This window comes from Lentzea sp. NPDC054927 (assembly GCF_053610285.1).
This window is the reverse complement of sequence record NZ_JBSGXZ010000038.1, coordinates 16,478-31,713: the sequence shown is the minus strand read 5'-3', so window position 1 is coordinate 31,713 and position 15,236 is coordinate 16,478. Positions and strand designations below refer to the sequence as shown.

The window sequence follows — 15,236 nt, the reverse complement described above, 5'->3', positions numbered from 1 at the left end:
GAGAGGTCAGCCCTTGACGGCGCCCGACATGATGCCGCCGACGATCTGGCGGCCGAACAACAGGAACACGGCCAGCACCGGGACGGTGCCGATGGTCGCGGCGGTCAGCACCAGCGTGTAGTCGGTGGTGTAGCCACTGGCCAAAGTGGACAGAGCTGTCTGCACGGTTGGGTTCTCCGGCACCAGCACCACGAGCGGCCAGAAGAAGTCGTTCCACGCTTGCATGAACGTGAACAGCCCGAGCACCGCGGCGGCCGGCCGGGCCGCGGGCAGTGCGACGTGCCAGAACAACCGCAGCGAGTGGCATCCGTCCATCCGGCCCGCCTCGAGCAGCTCGTCCGGGATCGCCCGCTCGAAGTACTGCCGCATGAAGAACACGCCGAACGCGGTCACCAGCCCCGGCACGATCACCGCGTGGATCTGCCCGGCCCAGCCGAAGTCGCTCATCATCATGTACAGCGGGATGATGCCGAGCTCGGTCGGGATCGCCTGTGTGCCGATGATGAGCAGCAGCAACACGTTGCGGCCGCGGAACTTCATCTTGGCGAACGCGAACCCGGCGAGGGTGGAGAAGAGTACCACCGACACGGTGACGGTGCCGGACACGATGATCGAGTTCATCAGCGCCAGCGCGAAGTCGGTGGTGTCGAAGACGCGTGCGATGTTCGCGAAGAGGTGGCCTCCCGGCACCAGCACCGGTGGCACGCTGTCGATCGCGTCCGGTGTCTGCGAGGACACCACGAACGACCAGTACACCGGGAACGCCGATCCGGCCAGCACGGCGATCAACGCCGCGTACGTCCATGGTCCGGCCACCCGCCTGGCCAGCCTGCGCGCTCTCACCGCGGGGCCGGTGGGGTGCACCGGCGCGGGACGGTCCAGCACAGCGGTCATGGTTGCCTCACTCCGTCTGGATCCGTTTGGTCACCAGGTAACCGAGACCGGCGACGATGATCGTGGCGATCGCCAGCACGACCGCGATCGCCGAGCTGTAGCCGAAGTCGTAGTTGGAGAAGCCCTGCTCGTACAGGTACAGCGCGGCGGTCTGGAACTGCCGGTCCGAACCGCCGGTCGCGGCCGCCGCACCGGGGTTGAACAGCAGCGGTTCGGCGAGCAGGCGCATGTTGCCGGTGGTCGCGATGATCGTGGAGAAGATGATCTGCGGCCGCAGCAGCGGAACCGTGATCCGCCAGAACTGCTGCCAGCCCTTCGCGCCGTCCAAAGTGGCCGCTTCGTACAGGTTGCCGGGGATCGCCTGCATGGACGCCAGGAAGATCAGCGCGTGGTAGCCGGTCCAGCGCCACACCACCATCACGGCGATCGCGATGTGCGAGCTGGCCGTGCCGGCCTGCCAGTCGATGTGTCCCACACCGAACAGGTCCAGCACCCAGTTGATCAGGCCGAAGTCCCGGCCGAACAGCTGGGCGAAGATGATCGTGACCGCCGCTACCGAGCTGATGTTCGGCAGGATCACGCCCATCCGGAACAGCGTGCGCGTCCGGACCTTGCGGTTGAGCAGCTGTGCGATGAAGAGCGCGAACAGGATCTGCGGGACCGTCGTCAGCAGCCACAGGCTCAGCGTGTTGCCCATGGCGTTCCAGAAGTACGGATCCGCGAACAGCAGGTGTTGGTAGTTGCGGAACCAGACGAGGTACGCGCCGCCGGAGTCGAGCAGGTTGCGGTGCTGCATCGAGACCCAGACGGTGTACAGCAAGGGGAACAGCCCGAAGACGCCGAAGATCAGGAAGTACGGCGCGACGTACCCGTACGGCGCGAACTTGGTGTCCCACCGGTGCCTTCGGGCTGTCTTGTCGACCAGGGTCATGTGTCAGTCCGTCACTTCTGGACGTCGCCGACGAACTGGCGCCACGAGTCCTCGCCGTTCTGCTTGCCCTGCTCGACGCGCTGCATGGCGTTGCCGATCGCGGTCTGGATGTCGCCGGCCTTCGGCCCCTGGTACTGCGGGTTGAGCTTCTTCGCCGCGTCGGTGAACAGCTTGCCGATCGGGGCGTCGTTGAAGTACGGGTTCTTGTAGTCGATGATCGACGGGTCGTCGTACAGCTTCGGGATCGACGGCAGCAGCCCGGAGCTCTTGAACACCTTGGCCTGCTGCTCGGGCGCGGTCAGCCACGCCGCCAGCTCCACGGCCTTGTCGACGTTCTTGCCCGCCTTGGGAACCGTGAGGTACGAGCCACCCCAGTTGCCGCCACCACCGGGCACGGAGGTGACGTCCCACTTGCCGGCGGCCTCCGGTCCGGCCTGGTCCTTGATCTTGGCCATCTGCCAGGCCGGGCACGTCACGGTCGCGAACTGGCCCTGCTTGAACCCGGTGTTCCAGACCGGCGTGGAGTACAGCAGCTTCGACGACAGGCCTGCCTGCACGCCGTCGACCACGAGGTCCCAGCCCGCCTTGATCTCCTTGTTCTCACCCACGACGATCTTGTCGGTCTTGTCGTAGTAACCGACCGAGGCCTGTCCGACGATCGCGTTGAGCACGGTCGGGCCGCCGTCGAACCACTTCACGCCCTCCGGCGCCTTGGCCTGGAACGTCTTGCCCGCGGCCATGAAGTCCTGCCAGGTCGGCCACAGCGCCGCGACCTGGTCGCGGTCGGCGGGCAGCCCGGCGTTCTGCAGCAGGTCGCGGCGGTAGCAGATGGCCAGGCCGCCGATGTCGGTGCCGTAGCCGATCTGCTGGCCGTCCTTGCTGAGCGAGGCCTCCCACTTCCACGCCAGCCAGCGGTCCTCGAGCTCCTTGCCGCCCTTGGTGTTGAGGTCGACGAACTTGTCCGGCGTGGCCTTGAACTGGTTGACGTACCCGGTGTCGACCGCCTCGATGTCCGCGGCTCCGCTGTTGGTGGCGAGGTGCGCGGCGAGGTTCTTGTGGTGGTCGGGGTAGGAGGCGGTGCGGTCGGTGATCTCGATGTCCGGGTGCGTGCTCGCGTACTCCTTGAGCAGCTCGGCGTACCCGAAGTTGCCGAACAACCCGATGGTCAGCTTGGTCTTGCCGCCGGACGCGGCGTTGCCGCTGCAACCGCTGAGCACCACGGCGGTCGCCAGCACGGCGCAGCCGATGGCGAGTGCTTTGGGGCGCATTTCCAGGCCTCCGTCGATTTTTGGGCGCGTTGAAGCACAAAAGGTGGTTCTTCGAACGGTGAACCGGCGTCGCTGTGCATCGCCGGACGAAGATGTGTGGGGCCTATGACAACGGGGTTACCGGGCGTCCGTCAAGTAACGAGATGATAAACAGGTGAAGCACTTCACCTGATTTGACTAGGTAAGGTGCGGATCGTAGGTTGATGTAACCGCTTACGGTGAACGGAGGCCAGATGGCGACCGGGCGTGAGATCGCCCAGCTCTGCGGCGTGTCCGTGGCGACCGTGTCACGTGTCTTCAACCAGCCGGAAACGGTCAACGAGGAAACACGGGAACGCGTTCTGCGAATCGCGAAAGAGCTGGACTACCGGCCCAACGAGGCCGCGCGCGCGTTGTCCATGAAGCAGTCCACGATGATCGGACTGGTCTGGGACACCGACCACCGCCGGTCCGACTGGCGGCACCCGTACCTGCAGGACCTGTTGATCGGGTTGAAGTCGGCGCTCAGCGCGCACGGCTACCACCTGCTGATGCTGGCGACGGGTGGCGACGCCCGCGAGGTCGGTGCGTCGCTCGCGGATCCGGTCGGGTACGTGAACATGACTCGCCGCCACCACCTGGGCGGGGTGGTCCTGATCGACAGCGGGTCTGATGCCGCGGCGTTCGAAGCCTTTGCGCAGTCAGGGGTTCCGTGCGTCGCGGTGGACGTCGCGGTCGACGGGCCCAAGGCCACCTACGTGACCTCGGACAACGTGGGTGGCGCGTTGTCCGCTGTCCGTCACCTGGTCGGGCTCGGTCACTCGCGGATCGCCACGATCACCGGGCCGCTGGGCAACCAGCCGTCGGATGCTCGCGTTTCGGGATATCGCAAGGGGATGCTGGACGCCGGGCTGCCGTTGCGTGATGACTACGTGGTCGCAGGGGACTTCTACCGGGCGAGCGGAAACGCTGCCATGCAACGACTTCTGGCGTTGGACGAGCCGCCGACCGCGGTGTTCGCGGCCAGTGACGAGATGGCGGTCGGCGCGTTGCTCGCCGCACGTGCCGCGGGGCTGAGCGTGCCCGGGGATCTGGCGCTGGTCGGGTTCGACGACATCGAGATCGCCTCGGTGGTTGATCCGGCGTTGACCACGGTGGCGCAGGACAAGCCAGGGTTCGGGGTGGCGGCGGCGAAGGCGATCATGGCGATGATCACCGGCGCGGGTCGCGCGGAGCCCGTGGTGCTGCCGACCCGGTTGGTGGTCAGGGGTTCCTGCGGATCTTGATTGGGCTGAAACGTCCGAGCGCTTCCGGACGACTCTCCTCACGTGGCATCTGACGACGCATGGCCTGAGTGTCCGGTCGACGGCTGTGCGGGCGCGGCATTGGCCTTGGGAGAAGGGTGCTTGCTGCACGTCGATCCCGCTGATCGCACGGATTACCTGCGATGGGCTCGTTTCGTGGACGGCCGTGGCGTGCGCTTCACCGGAGAGTTGATCCACGAGGTGTACCGGCACCTCCCGCGGAAGGGGCGGCCGGCGCGCAGGGTGGACTTCACCAAGGCTGTCTTCCCGGACAAGGCGGGCTTCGGCGGTGCCCGGTTCGGAGATGGAAGCAGTTTCGCTGGAGCGGCCTTCGGCAGACACGCCTTCTTCCGGGGTGCTGTCTTCGGTGACGACATCACGTTCGTCGGAGCCACGTTCGGTATGAGTCCCAACTTCCGAGGGGCGTTCTTCAGCGGGCGATCACATTTCAAAGGCGCGAAGTTCGGTGACCACGCCTACTTCCGCAACGCCAGGTTCGGAGGACGAGCGACGTTCGACGAGGCGACGTTCGGCAGATCGGCGTCCTTCGTCGGGCTCGTCAGGTTCGAGGGTGCCGCCTTCTTCGACTCTGCGGTCTTCGGGGACGACCTCAGTTTCGGGAAGGTCCTGTTCATCGGTCCAGGGATGTTCACGAACGCCACCTTCGGCGCCCGCGCCCGGTTCAACGCCTTCAGCCACGAGATCCTGACCTACGCCAACGCTCGGTTCGGCAGCCACGCCGAGATCGACTTCGCGGGCGAAGACCTGGACCTTCTTGCGACGGACTTCACCGCGGGCGGCAGGATTCGTGCCTGGGGGACCGACATCAACCTTTCCAGGGCGAAGTTCGGTGCGCCTTTCTTGTTGACCCGGCGGCATCCGGTGGAAGGCACGAAGAAGAGTTCTTCTGGTGTGGTCCTCGTCAAGTACCCCGACCCGGCGGGCTTCGAGACGCCCTTGCCCACGCCTCGTGTCGTTTCGCTGAACGAGGCGGATGTGTGCAACCTGGTCGTCGACCAGGTGGACTTGGGTCGATGCCAGTTCACCCAGGTTCACAACCTCGACCAGATCAAAGTGGGGAGCAGCGACCAGTTTTTGCTCCCAGACAAGAAGTTCGGCCGGACTCGCCGACGAGTCGTCGCCGAGGAGGATCTCTGGCGCTCGTCGTCTGGCGACCGTCGTGCCGAGGCCCGCCAGGTGGAGCAGACCTACCGCGCACTCCGCAAAGCCTTCGAAGACCTCAAGAACGAACCGGGCAGCGCCGACTTCTACTACGGCGAGATGGAGATGCGCAGGCGCGGCACCGAATCCCGCGGCGAGAGGTTCCTGCTGTACTGCTACTGGCTGCTCGCCGGCTACGGCTTGCGCGCATGGCGGGCGTTCGTCGCACTCGCCGTGACGATCGCCGTCGCCACCGTGGTCTTCGCGACGGCCGGGTTCGCCGGGACCGCGACCACGACCTACGTGCCGGACGCTGGCGGTACCTACGTGCAGACCGCCATACCCGGTCCCAAGCCCGGCTGGCTCGACGCAATCTCCTATTCGCTGCACAGCATCACGTCGCTGATCAGGCCGACCGGCACCATTCCGCTCACCGGCATCGGCAACTACACCGAGTTGGTGCTGCGAATCCTGGGGCCGGTTCTACTCGGCTTGGCTGCGCTGTCGGTGCGTGGCAGGGTCAAACGGTGAGTCGGGCCCGCCGCGCGGGCGGGCCCGACGCTCAGCCTCGTGCGTTGACGTGCAGCGCGAGCGCGGTTCCCGCTCCCAGGGTCGCGGTGAACCTGCCGGACGAGTCCACGGTGACGCGGACGCAGCCGTTTTCCTGGACGTTGCAGTAGGTTCCGGCGGGCAGGGCGGTCTGGTACTGGCGGGTGATCTCGGAGGTCTCCCGGTTGATCGCGACGAATCCCTTGTTGCCGCGGCCGAACGCGATGGCGTCGCCGCCGTTGTCCTGCCAGTTGTTCACGTCGGTGCCGGCGACGGTGTTGCGGAAGGCGACCATGTTCGCGATCTGCGTCCACAGGTGCTGGCACTTCCAGCCGCTGAAGCAGACGGAGTTGCCGGGCGGGCCCGCGTCCTTGTCGCTGAACTCGTAGCCCGAGTACACCTGGGGAGCGCCGTAGTTCCACGCCAGCATGAACACGTTGGCGAGCGTGTAGGTGGAGTTGTCCTTGTAGGACAGTGTGGAGCCGTTGCGTTCGGTGTCCCAGTTGTCGACGAACGGCCTGGCCTGGCCGCTGGGCAGGAAGCCCCACGACTGGCCGAACGTGCGCAGGTAGGCCAGATTCTCGTTGTTGAAGATCCGCTTGAGGTCGTAGGCGTAGCGGAACTCGTCCACGTCACCGGAACCGGTGTACTCGCCGGGCTGCACCGCCTCGCCCGCGCCGTAGATGACCTCGTGCACCCAGAACACGTTCGGGTTGGTCAGTTTCGACTTGATGGCGGACATGTCGGCGGACGCGATGTGCTTGGCCGCGTCGATGCGGAACCCGTCCACGCCCATGGCGAGGAGGCGGTTGAGGTAGCCGGCGATCGCGCCGCGGACGTAGTCGCTGCCGGTGTCCAGATCGGACAGGTTGACGAGCTCGCAGTTCTGGACGTTGTAGCGGTCCTGGTAGTTGTTGATGGCAGAGCGGCAGGAGTGGAAGTCCCAGTCGCTGAAGAGGCCGGGGTAGTTGTACTTCGAGTAGCCGGATCCGCCCGTGCCGGTGCCGGAGCCCGCGCTCATGTGGTTGATCACCGCGTCCGCGATCACCTTGACGCCCGCGTTGTGGCAGGCGGTGACCATGTTCCGGAACGCGGTCTCGTCGCCGAGGCGGCCGGCGATCCGGTAGCTGACGGGCTGGTAGGAGGTCCACCACTGGGGACCCTGGACGTGCTCGGTGGCGGGGGAGACCTCCACGTACCCGTAGCCCTTGGGGCCCAGGACGTTCGTACACTCCGACGCCACGCGGGCGAACGGCCATTGGAACAGGGTGACGGTGACGTCCTTGCTGCCGGGCGGGGTCGCAAAACCTTGCACGGGTGTGCACAGGGCGACGGCCAGCACGGCTGTGAGCAGGACGCGAAGAGCCGAGGAAACCACGTTGTCTCCTTGCTGCAGGGGTTCTTCTTCAGGTCGTACCAGGTGGTGGGCGGACCGGGAAGCGTTGCAAGAAGTTTCGCGCGCAATTGGGCCGTGGGGCCGTACGGACTAGTCCTGTGTGGTCGTGGTGGCGGCTGCGATGAGTGCGATCAGCTGTCGCCGCTCAATCCTATGGTGCTGTTCGACGTCATGTGGCGCGACAAGATGGAGGCTGCACACGTGGTGCGGCTCACTTCCGGTTCCTAGCCTCGACGCTGTCCTGCCTGCAACGACGGAGGCGAACATGCGATTGAGGAACGTGTTCCTGGCACTCGCGGCGGCCACCGGCCTGGCCGCGACCTCACTGGCGATGTCGACGGCGGCGGTCCCGCCACCGCAGTCCGGCACCCTCACGAAGTACAACATCACCGGCACGTACGTCAGCGGGTTGTCGTCCGGTGGGTTCATGGCCAACCAGCTCCACGTGGCGTACTCCAGCGTGTTCCAGGGCGCGGGCATCTTCTCCGCCGGTGCCTACGACTGCGCCCAGAACAACCTGAACACCGCCCTCTACGCGTGCATGGACACCCTCCAAGCGCGCAAGACGCCGGCCGAGCTGGAGCAGCTGACCAGGAGCCGGGCGGCGGCGGGCACCGTCGACCCGGTGCAGAACCTGTCCGGCGACCCGGTGTGGCTCTTCCACGGCACCGCCGACCAGACCGTCGCCCAGGTGGTGAACGACGACCTCGCCACCTACTACCGAGACTTCGGCGCGCGGGTCGCCTACAACAACGCGAGCGCCGCCGGGCACGCCTGGGTCAGTCCGATCGGGCCGAACAGCTGCGGGTCCACGTCGTCGCCGTACGTCAACAGGTGCGGCACGACCGATCCGGTGAAGGAGCTGCTGGGGCACCTGTTCGGGCAGGTCAACGCGGCGGCGTCGACGTTGTCCGGCAAGCTCGTCCAGTTCGACCAGGGCCGGTACGTGCCCGGCGGCAACCCGGCGTCGGTCAGCATGGGCCGGGAGGGCTTCGCCTACGTGCCACGGGCGTGCGAGACCGGGCCCTGCAAGCTGATGGTCACGCTGCACGGCTGCTACCAGTACTACGGCCTGGTCGGCAACGCGTTGATGGACAAGGGTTACCTCAACGAGTACGCCGACACGAACAACATGATCGTGCTCTACCCGCAGGCCACCACGATGACCGGCAACCCGCGTGGCTGCTGGGACTGGTGGGGCTACCAGTCGGCGCAGTACCCGCTCAAGACCGGCCCGCAGATGACGGCCGTGGTGAACATGGTCAAGGCGCTGAGCACCGACGGACCACCGCCGACCACCACGACCACGACGACCACGACGCCGCCGGTCGCGGAGTGCGTCACCGCCAGCAACTACGCGCACACAACCGCTGGTCGCGCCTACGTCACGTTGGGACAGACGTACGCGCTCGGCTCCGGCCAGGCGCTCGGCCTGTGGAACACGTTCACCACCAGCAGCATCCGGCAGACCTCACCGAACTACTGGGTGAAGTGCTGAACGACGGTTCGCCCGATTGGCGGGGTACTTCCACGTGCTCGGACGTCGTTTAGGACAATCTCTCCTGACGCCCCGTTCTGCCCAGGAGGATTGTTGATCCACAAGTTCTCGGTTCGCTCCGCGGGGATCGCGGAGCCCGACATCCGTGAGCTCGGCCGATCGTGGGAGCTCGACGACCTCGAGGTGTGGCGCGACTACTACGTCGAGTTCGAGGGCGCGCCGGAGCCGTCCGCGCTGAGCGACGTGGCCGCGGTGCTCGGCGACCAGCTCGACGTCCAGGTCACCCTGGACGAGCCGCTGGAGCCGGGCGCCGTGCAGGTCGCCTACAAGCGCGGCGTGGTCGACAACGAGAGCGACTCGATCATCACCGTGTGCGCACTGCTCGGCGTCAAGGCGCGCGCGGGCAAGGTCGCCACCACCTACCGGTCCGCCTCGCCCCGGCTGCGCGACCTGATCGCCTCGACGCGGTTCAACGCGACGATCGAGGAGCTGCACGACGAGGAACCGCGCTACGACACCCTCGTTCCGCAGGGGCATTACGAGTCGGCCGTCCAGCACGACCTGCGCGGACTCGACGACGCCGCGCTGACCGAGCTGGGCCTGGCCGGCGGCCGCAACCTCTCGCTCGCCCAGATGCGCCACGTGCAGCACATCCAGGAGACGCTCGGCGACGAGTTCGTCACCGACGTCCTGCTGGAGGCCCTGGACGCGCGCTGGAGCGACCACTGCGCGCACACCACGTGGAAGTCGCTGGGCAGCCTGCTCGGCAGGCTCGTCCAGGCCGCCAAGGACGTCGACAACCCGAACGTGCTGAGCATGTTCCACGACAACGCGGGCGTCTGGGACTTCTACGACGGCCACGCGATCGCGATCAAGGCCGAGACGCACAACGGCCCGTCGGCGATCTCCGGCTACTTCGGCCAGCTCACCAAGCTCGGCGGCGTGCTGCGCGACATCCTCGGCACGGGCCTGAGCGCCGACCCGATCGGCAGCTTCGAGTACACCGCGATCGGCGAGCCGGAGGCGCCCGCGCCGATCAAGGGCAGGCCGGACGCGCGCAGGCTCGCCGGGGAGACGATCCGGGCGATCAAGGAGTACGGCAACACGTTCGGCGTGCCGATGATGTCGTCGCGCATGACGTTCCACCCCGCGTACCGGGCCAAGCCGTTCGCGCTCGGCGGCAGCATCGGCCTGCTGCCGGTGTCGGCGGCGCAGCGCGGCACCCCGCGGCCCGGCGACTTCGTCGTGCTGATCGGTGGCCTGACCGGCAACGAGGGCATCCACGGCGCGTCCGCCAGCTCGGCCGGCGCCACGATGGACACGGCCGCGGTGCAGATCGGCGCGCCGCTGGAGCAGGTCAAGTTCCGCAAGGCGCTGATCGAGCTGCGCGAAGAGGGCTGCATGAGCGCCCTGACCGACGTCGGTGGCGCGGGCCTGAACAGCGCTGTCGGTGAGATCGGCGAGGCGTGCGGCGTGTGGATCAACACGGCGCTGGTCCCGCTGAAGACCGCGGCGCTGCCGATGTGGCGGATCCTGCTGTCCGAGTCGCAGGAACGCATGCTGCTCGCCGTGCCGCCGGAGCACCAGGAGCGGGCGAAGAAGATCCTCGACCGGCACATGGTGCGCTCGACGGTCATCGGCCGGTTCGCGGACACGGGTCGCTACCACGTGTTCCACGCCCCTGACCTGACCGAGGACGCCCTGATCGCCGGCGCGCCCGACGCGGTGCCCGCGCACCAGGGCGAGACCGGCTTCGACGTGTCGTACGACCTGCTGGACATCGAGGTCGAACGGCAGGAGGTCGGCCCGCCGCCCCGTCCGTCCGGCGCGCCCTCGTGGCCCGCGCTGGAGGCAGCGGAGCTCGCCGGGCTGCTGGAGCAGGTCGTCTCCGACGCGGAGGTGGCGTCCCAGCACCACGCGGACTCCCAGTACGACTCCACGGTCCAGGGAAACACCTGGTACGGCCCGCACTACGGCACCGAACAGGCCGTCCGCACGGGGTACTGGGCGGGCACGCCGGTCGCGGGTTCGCCGGCCGCCGCCGTGCTGAACACCGCGTTCAACCCGTGGATGTTCGAGGCCGACCCGGTCGCCGCGACCCGCCAGATGTTCTGCTCCGCGATCGCGGGCCAGGTGCTCGCGGGTGTCGCGGTTCAGGACATCTGCATGTGCGACAACTTCTACACCCCGCACCTGTCCGAGAACTGGCGTGAGTGGCTGGTCGGCATGGTCGACGAGCTGGCCGTGCTGGTGCGCCACTTCGGCGTGCCGCTGATCTCGGGCAAGGACTCCTCGGCCGGCTCGGTGCAGACCGACGAGGGCCTGGTCAGCGTGCCGCCCGCGGTGTTCCTCAGCGCGTTGGGCAAGGTGCCGCACCACGACGACTTGCTGCCGGAGCAGTGGACCACGCCGGGCAACCTGCTCGTGCGCGTCGGCCTGGAGACCTCGTCTCCGGTCGGCACGGTGGCCGCTCGCAAGCTCGGCCTGCCGTCCGGCGGGCTGGACGACCTGGCACTGTCCGATGTGGACAGCTACCTGGCCGCGCTCGCCGCGAGCAGGAACCTGCTGCGCAGCGGTGCCCGCATCGGCGCCGGTGGCGTCGCGGCCACGCTCGCCCAGGGCGTGCTGGCCAGCGGTACCGGTGTGCTGCTGGAGTCCGCGACCACCGAGTCGCTCTTCGCCGAGCACCGCGTCGGCGCGGTCGTCGAGGTGTCCCCGGACGACGTGGACCGCCTGCCCGCCGAGCTCAACGCGGTCGTGCTCGGCACGCTCGCGGCGGGCTCCGGCATCACGCTCGACGGCACCGACCTGTTCACCCCGGCCGCGCGCGACGGCTGGTTCCACTCGTTCACGGCGAGGATCGCATGAAGCCGACCGTCAACGTCCTGTACCTGCCCGGCACGAACTGCCAGGAGGAGACCGTCCGAGCGTTCGCGGAGGTGGGTGCGACCCCGCGGATGAGGTTCGCGGCCGACCTGCTGGCGGGCGACGAGCGGCTCGACGACGCCGACATCCTGTGCATCCCCGGCGGGTTCTCGTTCGGCGACCACCTCGGCGCCGGTGCGGTGGCGGGTGCGTTGCTGCGCAGCCACCTCGCGGACCAGTTCGAGGCGTGCCGCACGCGTCCGCTGATCGGCATCTGCAACGGCTTCCAGATCGCCGTGCGCGGAGGCTGTTTCGGCAAGGTGGGTCTGAAGGTCAACAGCGCCGGCACGTTCCGCAACGAGGAGAACCAGCGGCACGTCGTCGACAGCGACAACGACAGCCCGTGGCTCACCGGCCTCGGCGGTCAGACCCTCTCCTTCCCTTGTGCGCACGGCGAAGGCCGGTTCGACTCCGGTAGCGAGACCTCCGGATACCGCGTCGCACTGCGGTACGAGAAGGACTCCAACCCGGACGGGTCGTTCGAGGACGTCGCGGGCATCACGAGCCTGGACGGGCTGGCGTTCGGGCTCATGGACCACCCGGAACGCGCGGTGGACCGCGAGGTGCGGCTGGCGTTCTTCGAGAACGGCGTGCGCGCGGTTCGTTAGCGAGTGGTGCGGCTTGGTGCTGGCCCTACCGCGAGCGCGGGGGCCAGCGCCATGGCCGTGATCCAGCCGGCACGGCACGGTAGTGATCATGAAGTCACTCCTCGTAGCGGCCTTGGTCGCCGCCTCGCCTTTGCCGTCGCTGCAACCGGAACTGCTGCGCGCGGCCATCGCCGATCTGGACAGCCCGGTCGTGACCTCCGCGCAGCTGCGGGTGTCGGGTCAGGCAGGCCGCTGGTACGGCGCCGAGGGCTTCGCGGACGGGCGGCGTGCGGTCCGGCCGGACGACCGGTTCCGGATCGGCAGTGTCACCAAGGTGTTCGTGGCGACGGTGGCCCTGCAGCTCGTGGCGGAGCGCAAGCTCGGCCTGGACACGAAGATCAGGCACTACTTCCCCGATCTGCCGGCGACGCTGAACGAGGTCACAGTCGGGCAGTTGCTCAACCACACCAGCGGAATCCCGTTCGAGGTCGGCTACCCCGACCTGGGCACGCCGGACAAGGTCGTCGCGCACCGCTACGACCGGTGGACGCCCGAGCAGCTCAGGGCGTTGATCCCGGCGACAGAGCCGAAGTTCACGCCCGGTACCAGGCAGGAGTACCGGGGAATCAACTACCTGCTCGCCACGATGATCATCGAGAAGGTCACCGGCCGGGATCTCGCCGTCGAGGTGCGGGAGCGCATCACCCGTCCGCTCGGCCTGACCAGGACCTACGTACCGGGCCGCGACGAGACCCGGATCCGCGGCGCGCACGTGCACGGCTACCTGAACGTGCCCGGCCAGGGCGTGGTGGACGTCAGCGACTTCAACACGTCGAGGGCTCACGGCGAGGGCGACATGATCTCCACGACCGGTGACCTCACGCGGTTCGCCGCGGGGTTGTTCGGCGGGCTCCTGGTGCGGGAAGACCTGCTGGAGAAGATGTTCACCGTGCCGAACGTGTCCATGATGGACGGTAAGCCCGCCTCGTACGCCATTGGCCTGCAGACGTTCACCGTCAACGGCATCACGGTGTGGGGCAAGACGGGGGAGTGGTACGGCTACAACGCCGGTGTGTTCTCGACGCGGGACCGGCAGCAGCGCATCGCGTACTCGTTCACGCCGACGGTTCGTGACAGCACACAGCAGCAGATGACGCTGCGGATCGTGAACGCCGTCACCAGCCGTGCGACGCTCACGCCCTGACGGGGTCGTTCGGGCTGTAACGCTCCGCGTGGCGCGGTGGATGAACCTGCCATGGGTTTGGTCACTGTCGAGGGCAACGGCGTCAGGTTCAGCGAGGCGGTGGCGCGGGTCACCGACTCGCTGGGGCCGCTCGGTCCCGCGGCCAGATGTGTTGCCGAGTCGTACGCGCTGGGCGCCGAGATCGACCGGATCGGCGAGTCCCAGGCCTCGCACGACAAGGAGATCAAGCTGGCGGTGCTGGACCAGCGCCGCCGGGAGTCCAGCGCGACGTTGCGCAGCATGCAGAAGGAGCTGGGCCGCGCGGACAAGAGCGCGGTGGCGTTGCGGGAGTGCATGGTCAACATGCAGCGCGCGACCGTCGAACCGGGGCTGGAGCTGGCTGAACGCCGCGCGTACATCGACCTGACCCGGCACTTCACCACTATGCTCGTCCAGCACCACTCCGAGCTCACCGGTGGCGTCGCGAACGTCATCGACAAGGTGCTCAACGGGTCGGGTGCGGCCGCCCTCGCCCCACGCCGGGGTAAGCGCCGGTGAGCCGTCGTGGTGGTGGTGGCGGGTGCGCACTCCTGCTGTTCGCCGTGTTCTTCGGGCTGCCGCTGACGATGGTGCTGGTGGCCCCCGCGGTCGCGGCGCGCATCTACGTTGACGATCTGCCGCAGCAGGCGTCCTACCTGCGGGAATGGCTGTGGGGATCGGCCGCCGCGGTGCCGTTGGGCATGCTCGTGGTCCGGTCCGCGCACAAACGCGGCGGGCGGCTGCGCAGGTCGTCGTTGCCGAAGCGGTGGCTGGGCCTGCTGGAGCGCGCCCTCGTGCTGTTGGCCGCGGTGAACGTCTTCACGTTCGTGGCGATGAAGCCCGGCGACCACGTGATCAACGACGGCCTGACCCTGTTCGGCGGCGCGGCGCTGGCCGGCCTCGCCGTGCTCGTCGTGATGCGGTTGTGGGACCGCCGCGAGCGCCGGGTGACGGTCCAGGAAGTCCGTGCGGCGGCAGCGGAAGCCGACCGCGCGCTGCAGCGCGTCCGTTCCGAGAACGCACGGGTGCGCCGCCAGGCCGAGCAGGTGCAGGCACGCCTGGTGAAGCTCCAGGCCAGCAGCCCGGCCCGTGGTGCGGACGTCGAGTTCCACTCGCTGCGCGTCTTCCACCGCGAGTCGTACCAGTGCGCCGACACCGCCCACATCGCCTACCACTCGGCGCAGACCTCGATGCGCACGATGTCGAGCCTGGTCCGCCGAGCCCGCAGAGCACCGCTCCAGCTGACCGTCAGCAGGCGGGCCCGCGCCGAGATGCGGGCCGCCGCGGACCATCTGGCCAGCTCACACGGCGAGCTGCGGTCCCAGGTGGACCAGGGCCTCGACATGGTCCGCTCGCTGAACGCGAACACGTCCGATCTGAAGCACGAGATCCGCGACAACTGCGGCCGCCAGGGACAAGAATGGTTCGAGGCGCTGGAGGAGCGCATCGAGCAGGCCCGTGAAGAACGCCGGGTGGGAAACCGCTTTGGAGGCGGTCAGTAATCTCCTCGCCACAACCTCAC

12 protein-coding genes are annotated in these 15,236 nt (G+C 67.8%); 8 read left to right on the top strand and 4 right to left on the bottom strand.

Going from position 1 to position 15,236, the window contains the following annotated elements:
• Positions 1-6: 6 nt before the first annotated feature.
• From ACWGE0_RS35165 to ACWGE0_RS35155, 3 genes are read right to left on the bottom strand one after another with little or no spacing between them, the layout of a single operon-like run.
• Positions 7-894 (bottom strand): carbohydrate ABC transporter permease, encoded by an 888-nt coding sequence (locus ACWGE0_RS35165; RefSeq protein WP_452265201.1) that lies wholly within the window; start codon positions 892-894, stop codon positions 7-9.
• A 7-nt stretch (positions 895-901) separates the two neighbouring features.
• Positions 902-1,825 (bottom strand): carbohydrate ABC transporter permease, encoded by a 924-nt coding sequence (locus tag ACWGE0_RS35160; protein WP_452265200.1) that lies wholly within the window; start codon positions 1,823-1,825, stop codon positions 902-904.
• Positions 1,826-1,836: 11 nt separating this feature from the next.
• Entirely contained in the window at positions 1,837-3,093 is a 1,257-nt protein-coding gene (locus tag ACWGE0_RS35155) for an ABC transporter substrate-binding protein (protein WP_452265199.1), read from the bottom strand.
• Positions 3,094-3,326: 233 nt separating this feature from the next.
• On the opposite strand from ACWGE0_RS35155, the gene ACWGE0_RS35150 reads away from it, so the two are divergent.
• Both ACWGE0_RS35150 and ACWGE0_RS35145 read left to right on the top strand, forming a co-directional pair.
• Positions 3,327-4,358, top strand: coding sequence for a LacI family DNA-binding transcriptional regulator (locus ACWGE0_RS35150; RefSeq protein WP_452265198.1), 1,032 nt, complete (start codon positions 3,327-3,329; stop codon positions 4,356-4,358).
• Positions 4,359-4,478: 120 nt separating this feature from the next.
• On the top strand, positions 4,479-6,068 hold the full coding sequence (locus ACWGE0_RS35145; protein WP_452265197.1) for a pentapeptide repeat-containing protein: 1,590 nt from the start codon (positions 4,479-4,481) through the stop codon (positions 6,066-6,068).
• Positions 6,069-6,099: 31 nt separating this feature from the next.
• On the opposite strand, the gene ACWGE0_RS35140 is transcribed toward ACWGE0_RS35145, so the two are convergent.
• A complete protein-coding gene (locus tag ACWGE0_RS35140) occupies positions 6,100-7,464 on the bottom strand; it encodes an alpha-amylase (protein WP_452265196.1) in 1,365 nt (454 codons plus the stop codon).
• 283 nt (positions 7,465-7,747) lie between these two features.
• Between ACWGE0_RS35140 and ACWGE0_RS35135 the strand changes: the two genes are divergently transcribed.
• The 6 genes from ACWGE0_RS35135 to ACWGE0_RS35110 all read left to right on the top strand — a co-directional run bounded on the left by ACWGE0_RS35135 (position 7,748) and on the right by ACWGE0_RS35110 (position 15,216).
• On the top strand, positions 7,748-8,980 hold the full coding sequence (locus ACWGE0_RS35135) for an extracellular catalytic domain type 2 short-chain-length polyhydroxyalkanoate depolymerase (RefSeq protein WP_452265195.1): 1,233 nt from the start codon (positions 7,748-7,750) through the stop codon (positions 8,978-8,980).
• Positions 8,981-9,073: 93 nt separating this feature from the next.
• A complete protein-coding gene (locus ACWGE0_RS35130) occupies positions 9,074-11,848 on the top strand; it encodes an AIR synthase-related protein (protein ID WP_452265194.1) in 2,775 nt (924 codons plus the stop codon).
• Positions 11,845-12,513, top strand: coding sequence for a phosphoribosylformylglycinamidine synthase subunit PurQ (locus ACWGE0_RS35125; protein WP_452265193.1), 669 nt, complete (start codon positions 11,845-11,847; stop codon positions 12,511-12,513). Before ACWGE0_RS35130 ends, ACWGE0_RS35125 begins: the two co-directional genes overlap by 4 nt.
• Before the next feature lie 88 nt (positions 12,514-12,601).
• Complete coding sequence (locus tag ACWGE0_RS35120; RefSeq protein ID WP_452265192.1) at positions 12,602-13,696, top strand: serine hydrolase domain-containing protein; 1,095 nt, start codon at positions 12,602-12,604, stop codon at positions 13,694-13,696.
• A 51-nt stretch (positions 13,697-13,747) separates the two neighbouring features.
• Positions 13,748-14,233 (top strand): hypothetical protein, encoded by a 486-nt coding sequence (locus ACWGE0_RS35115; protein ID WP_452265191.1) that lies wholly within the window; start codon positions 13,748-13,750, stop codon positions 14,231-14,233.
• Positions 14,230-15,216, top strand: coding sequence for a hypothetical protein (locus ACWGE0_RS35110; RefSeq protein WP_452265190.1), 987 nt, complete (start codon positions 14,230-14,232; stop codon positions 15,214-15,216). The genes ACWGE0_RS35115 and ACWGE0_RS35110 overlap by 4 nt, the downstream gene beginning before the upstream one ends.
• The last annotated feature ends 20 nt before the right edge of the window (positions 15,217-15,236 follow it).

Excerpts from the sequence above, each read along its gene's own strand:
- ACWGE0_RS35155 (WP_452265199.1), bottom strand. The coding sequence starts at position 3,093 with ATGCGCCCCAAAGCACTCGCCATCGGCTGCGCCGTGCTGGCGACCGCC.
- ACWGE0_RS35165 (WP_452265201.1), bottom strand. The coding sequence starts at position 894 with ATGACCGCTGTGCTGGACCGTCCCGCGCCGGTGCACCCCACCGGCCCC.
- ACWGE0_RS35120 (WP_452265192.1), top strand. The coding sequence starts at position 12,602 with ATGAAGTCACTCCTCGTAGCGGCCTTGGTCGCCGCCTCGCCTTTGCCG.
- ACWGE0_RS35160 (WP_452265200.1), bottom strand. The coding sequence starts at position 1,825 with ATGACCCTGGTCGACAAGACAGCCCGAAGGCACCGGTGGGACACCAAG.
- ACWGE0_RS35115 (WP_452265191.1), top strand. The coding sequence starts at position 13,748 with ATGGGTTTGGTCACTGTCGAGGGCAACGGCGTCAGGTTCAGCGAGGCG.
- ACWGE0_RS35125 (WP_452265193.1), top strand. The coding sequence starts at position 11,845 with ATGAAGCCGACCGTCAACGTCCTGTACCTGCCCGGCACGAACTGCCAG.
- ACWGE0_RS35135 (WP_452265195.1), top strand. The coding sequence starts at position 7,748 with ATGCGATTGAGGAACGTGTTCCTGGCACTCGCGGCGGCCACCGGCCTG.
- ACWGE0_RS35150 (WP_452265198.1), top strand. The coding sequence starts at position 3,327 with ATGGCGACCGGGCGTGAGATCGCCCAGCTCTGCGGCGTGTCCGTGGCG.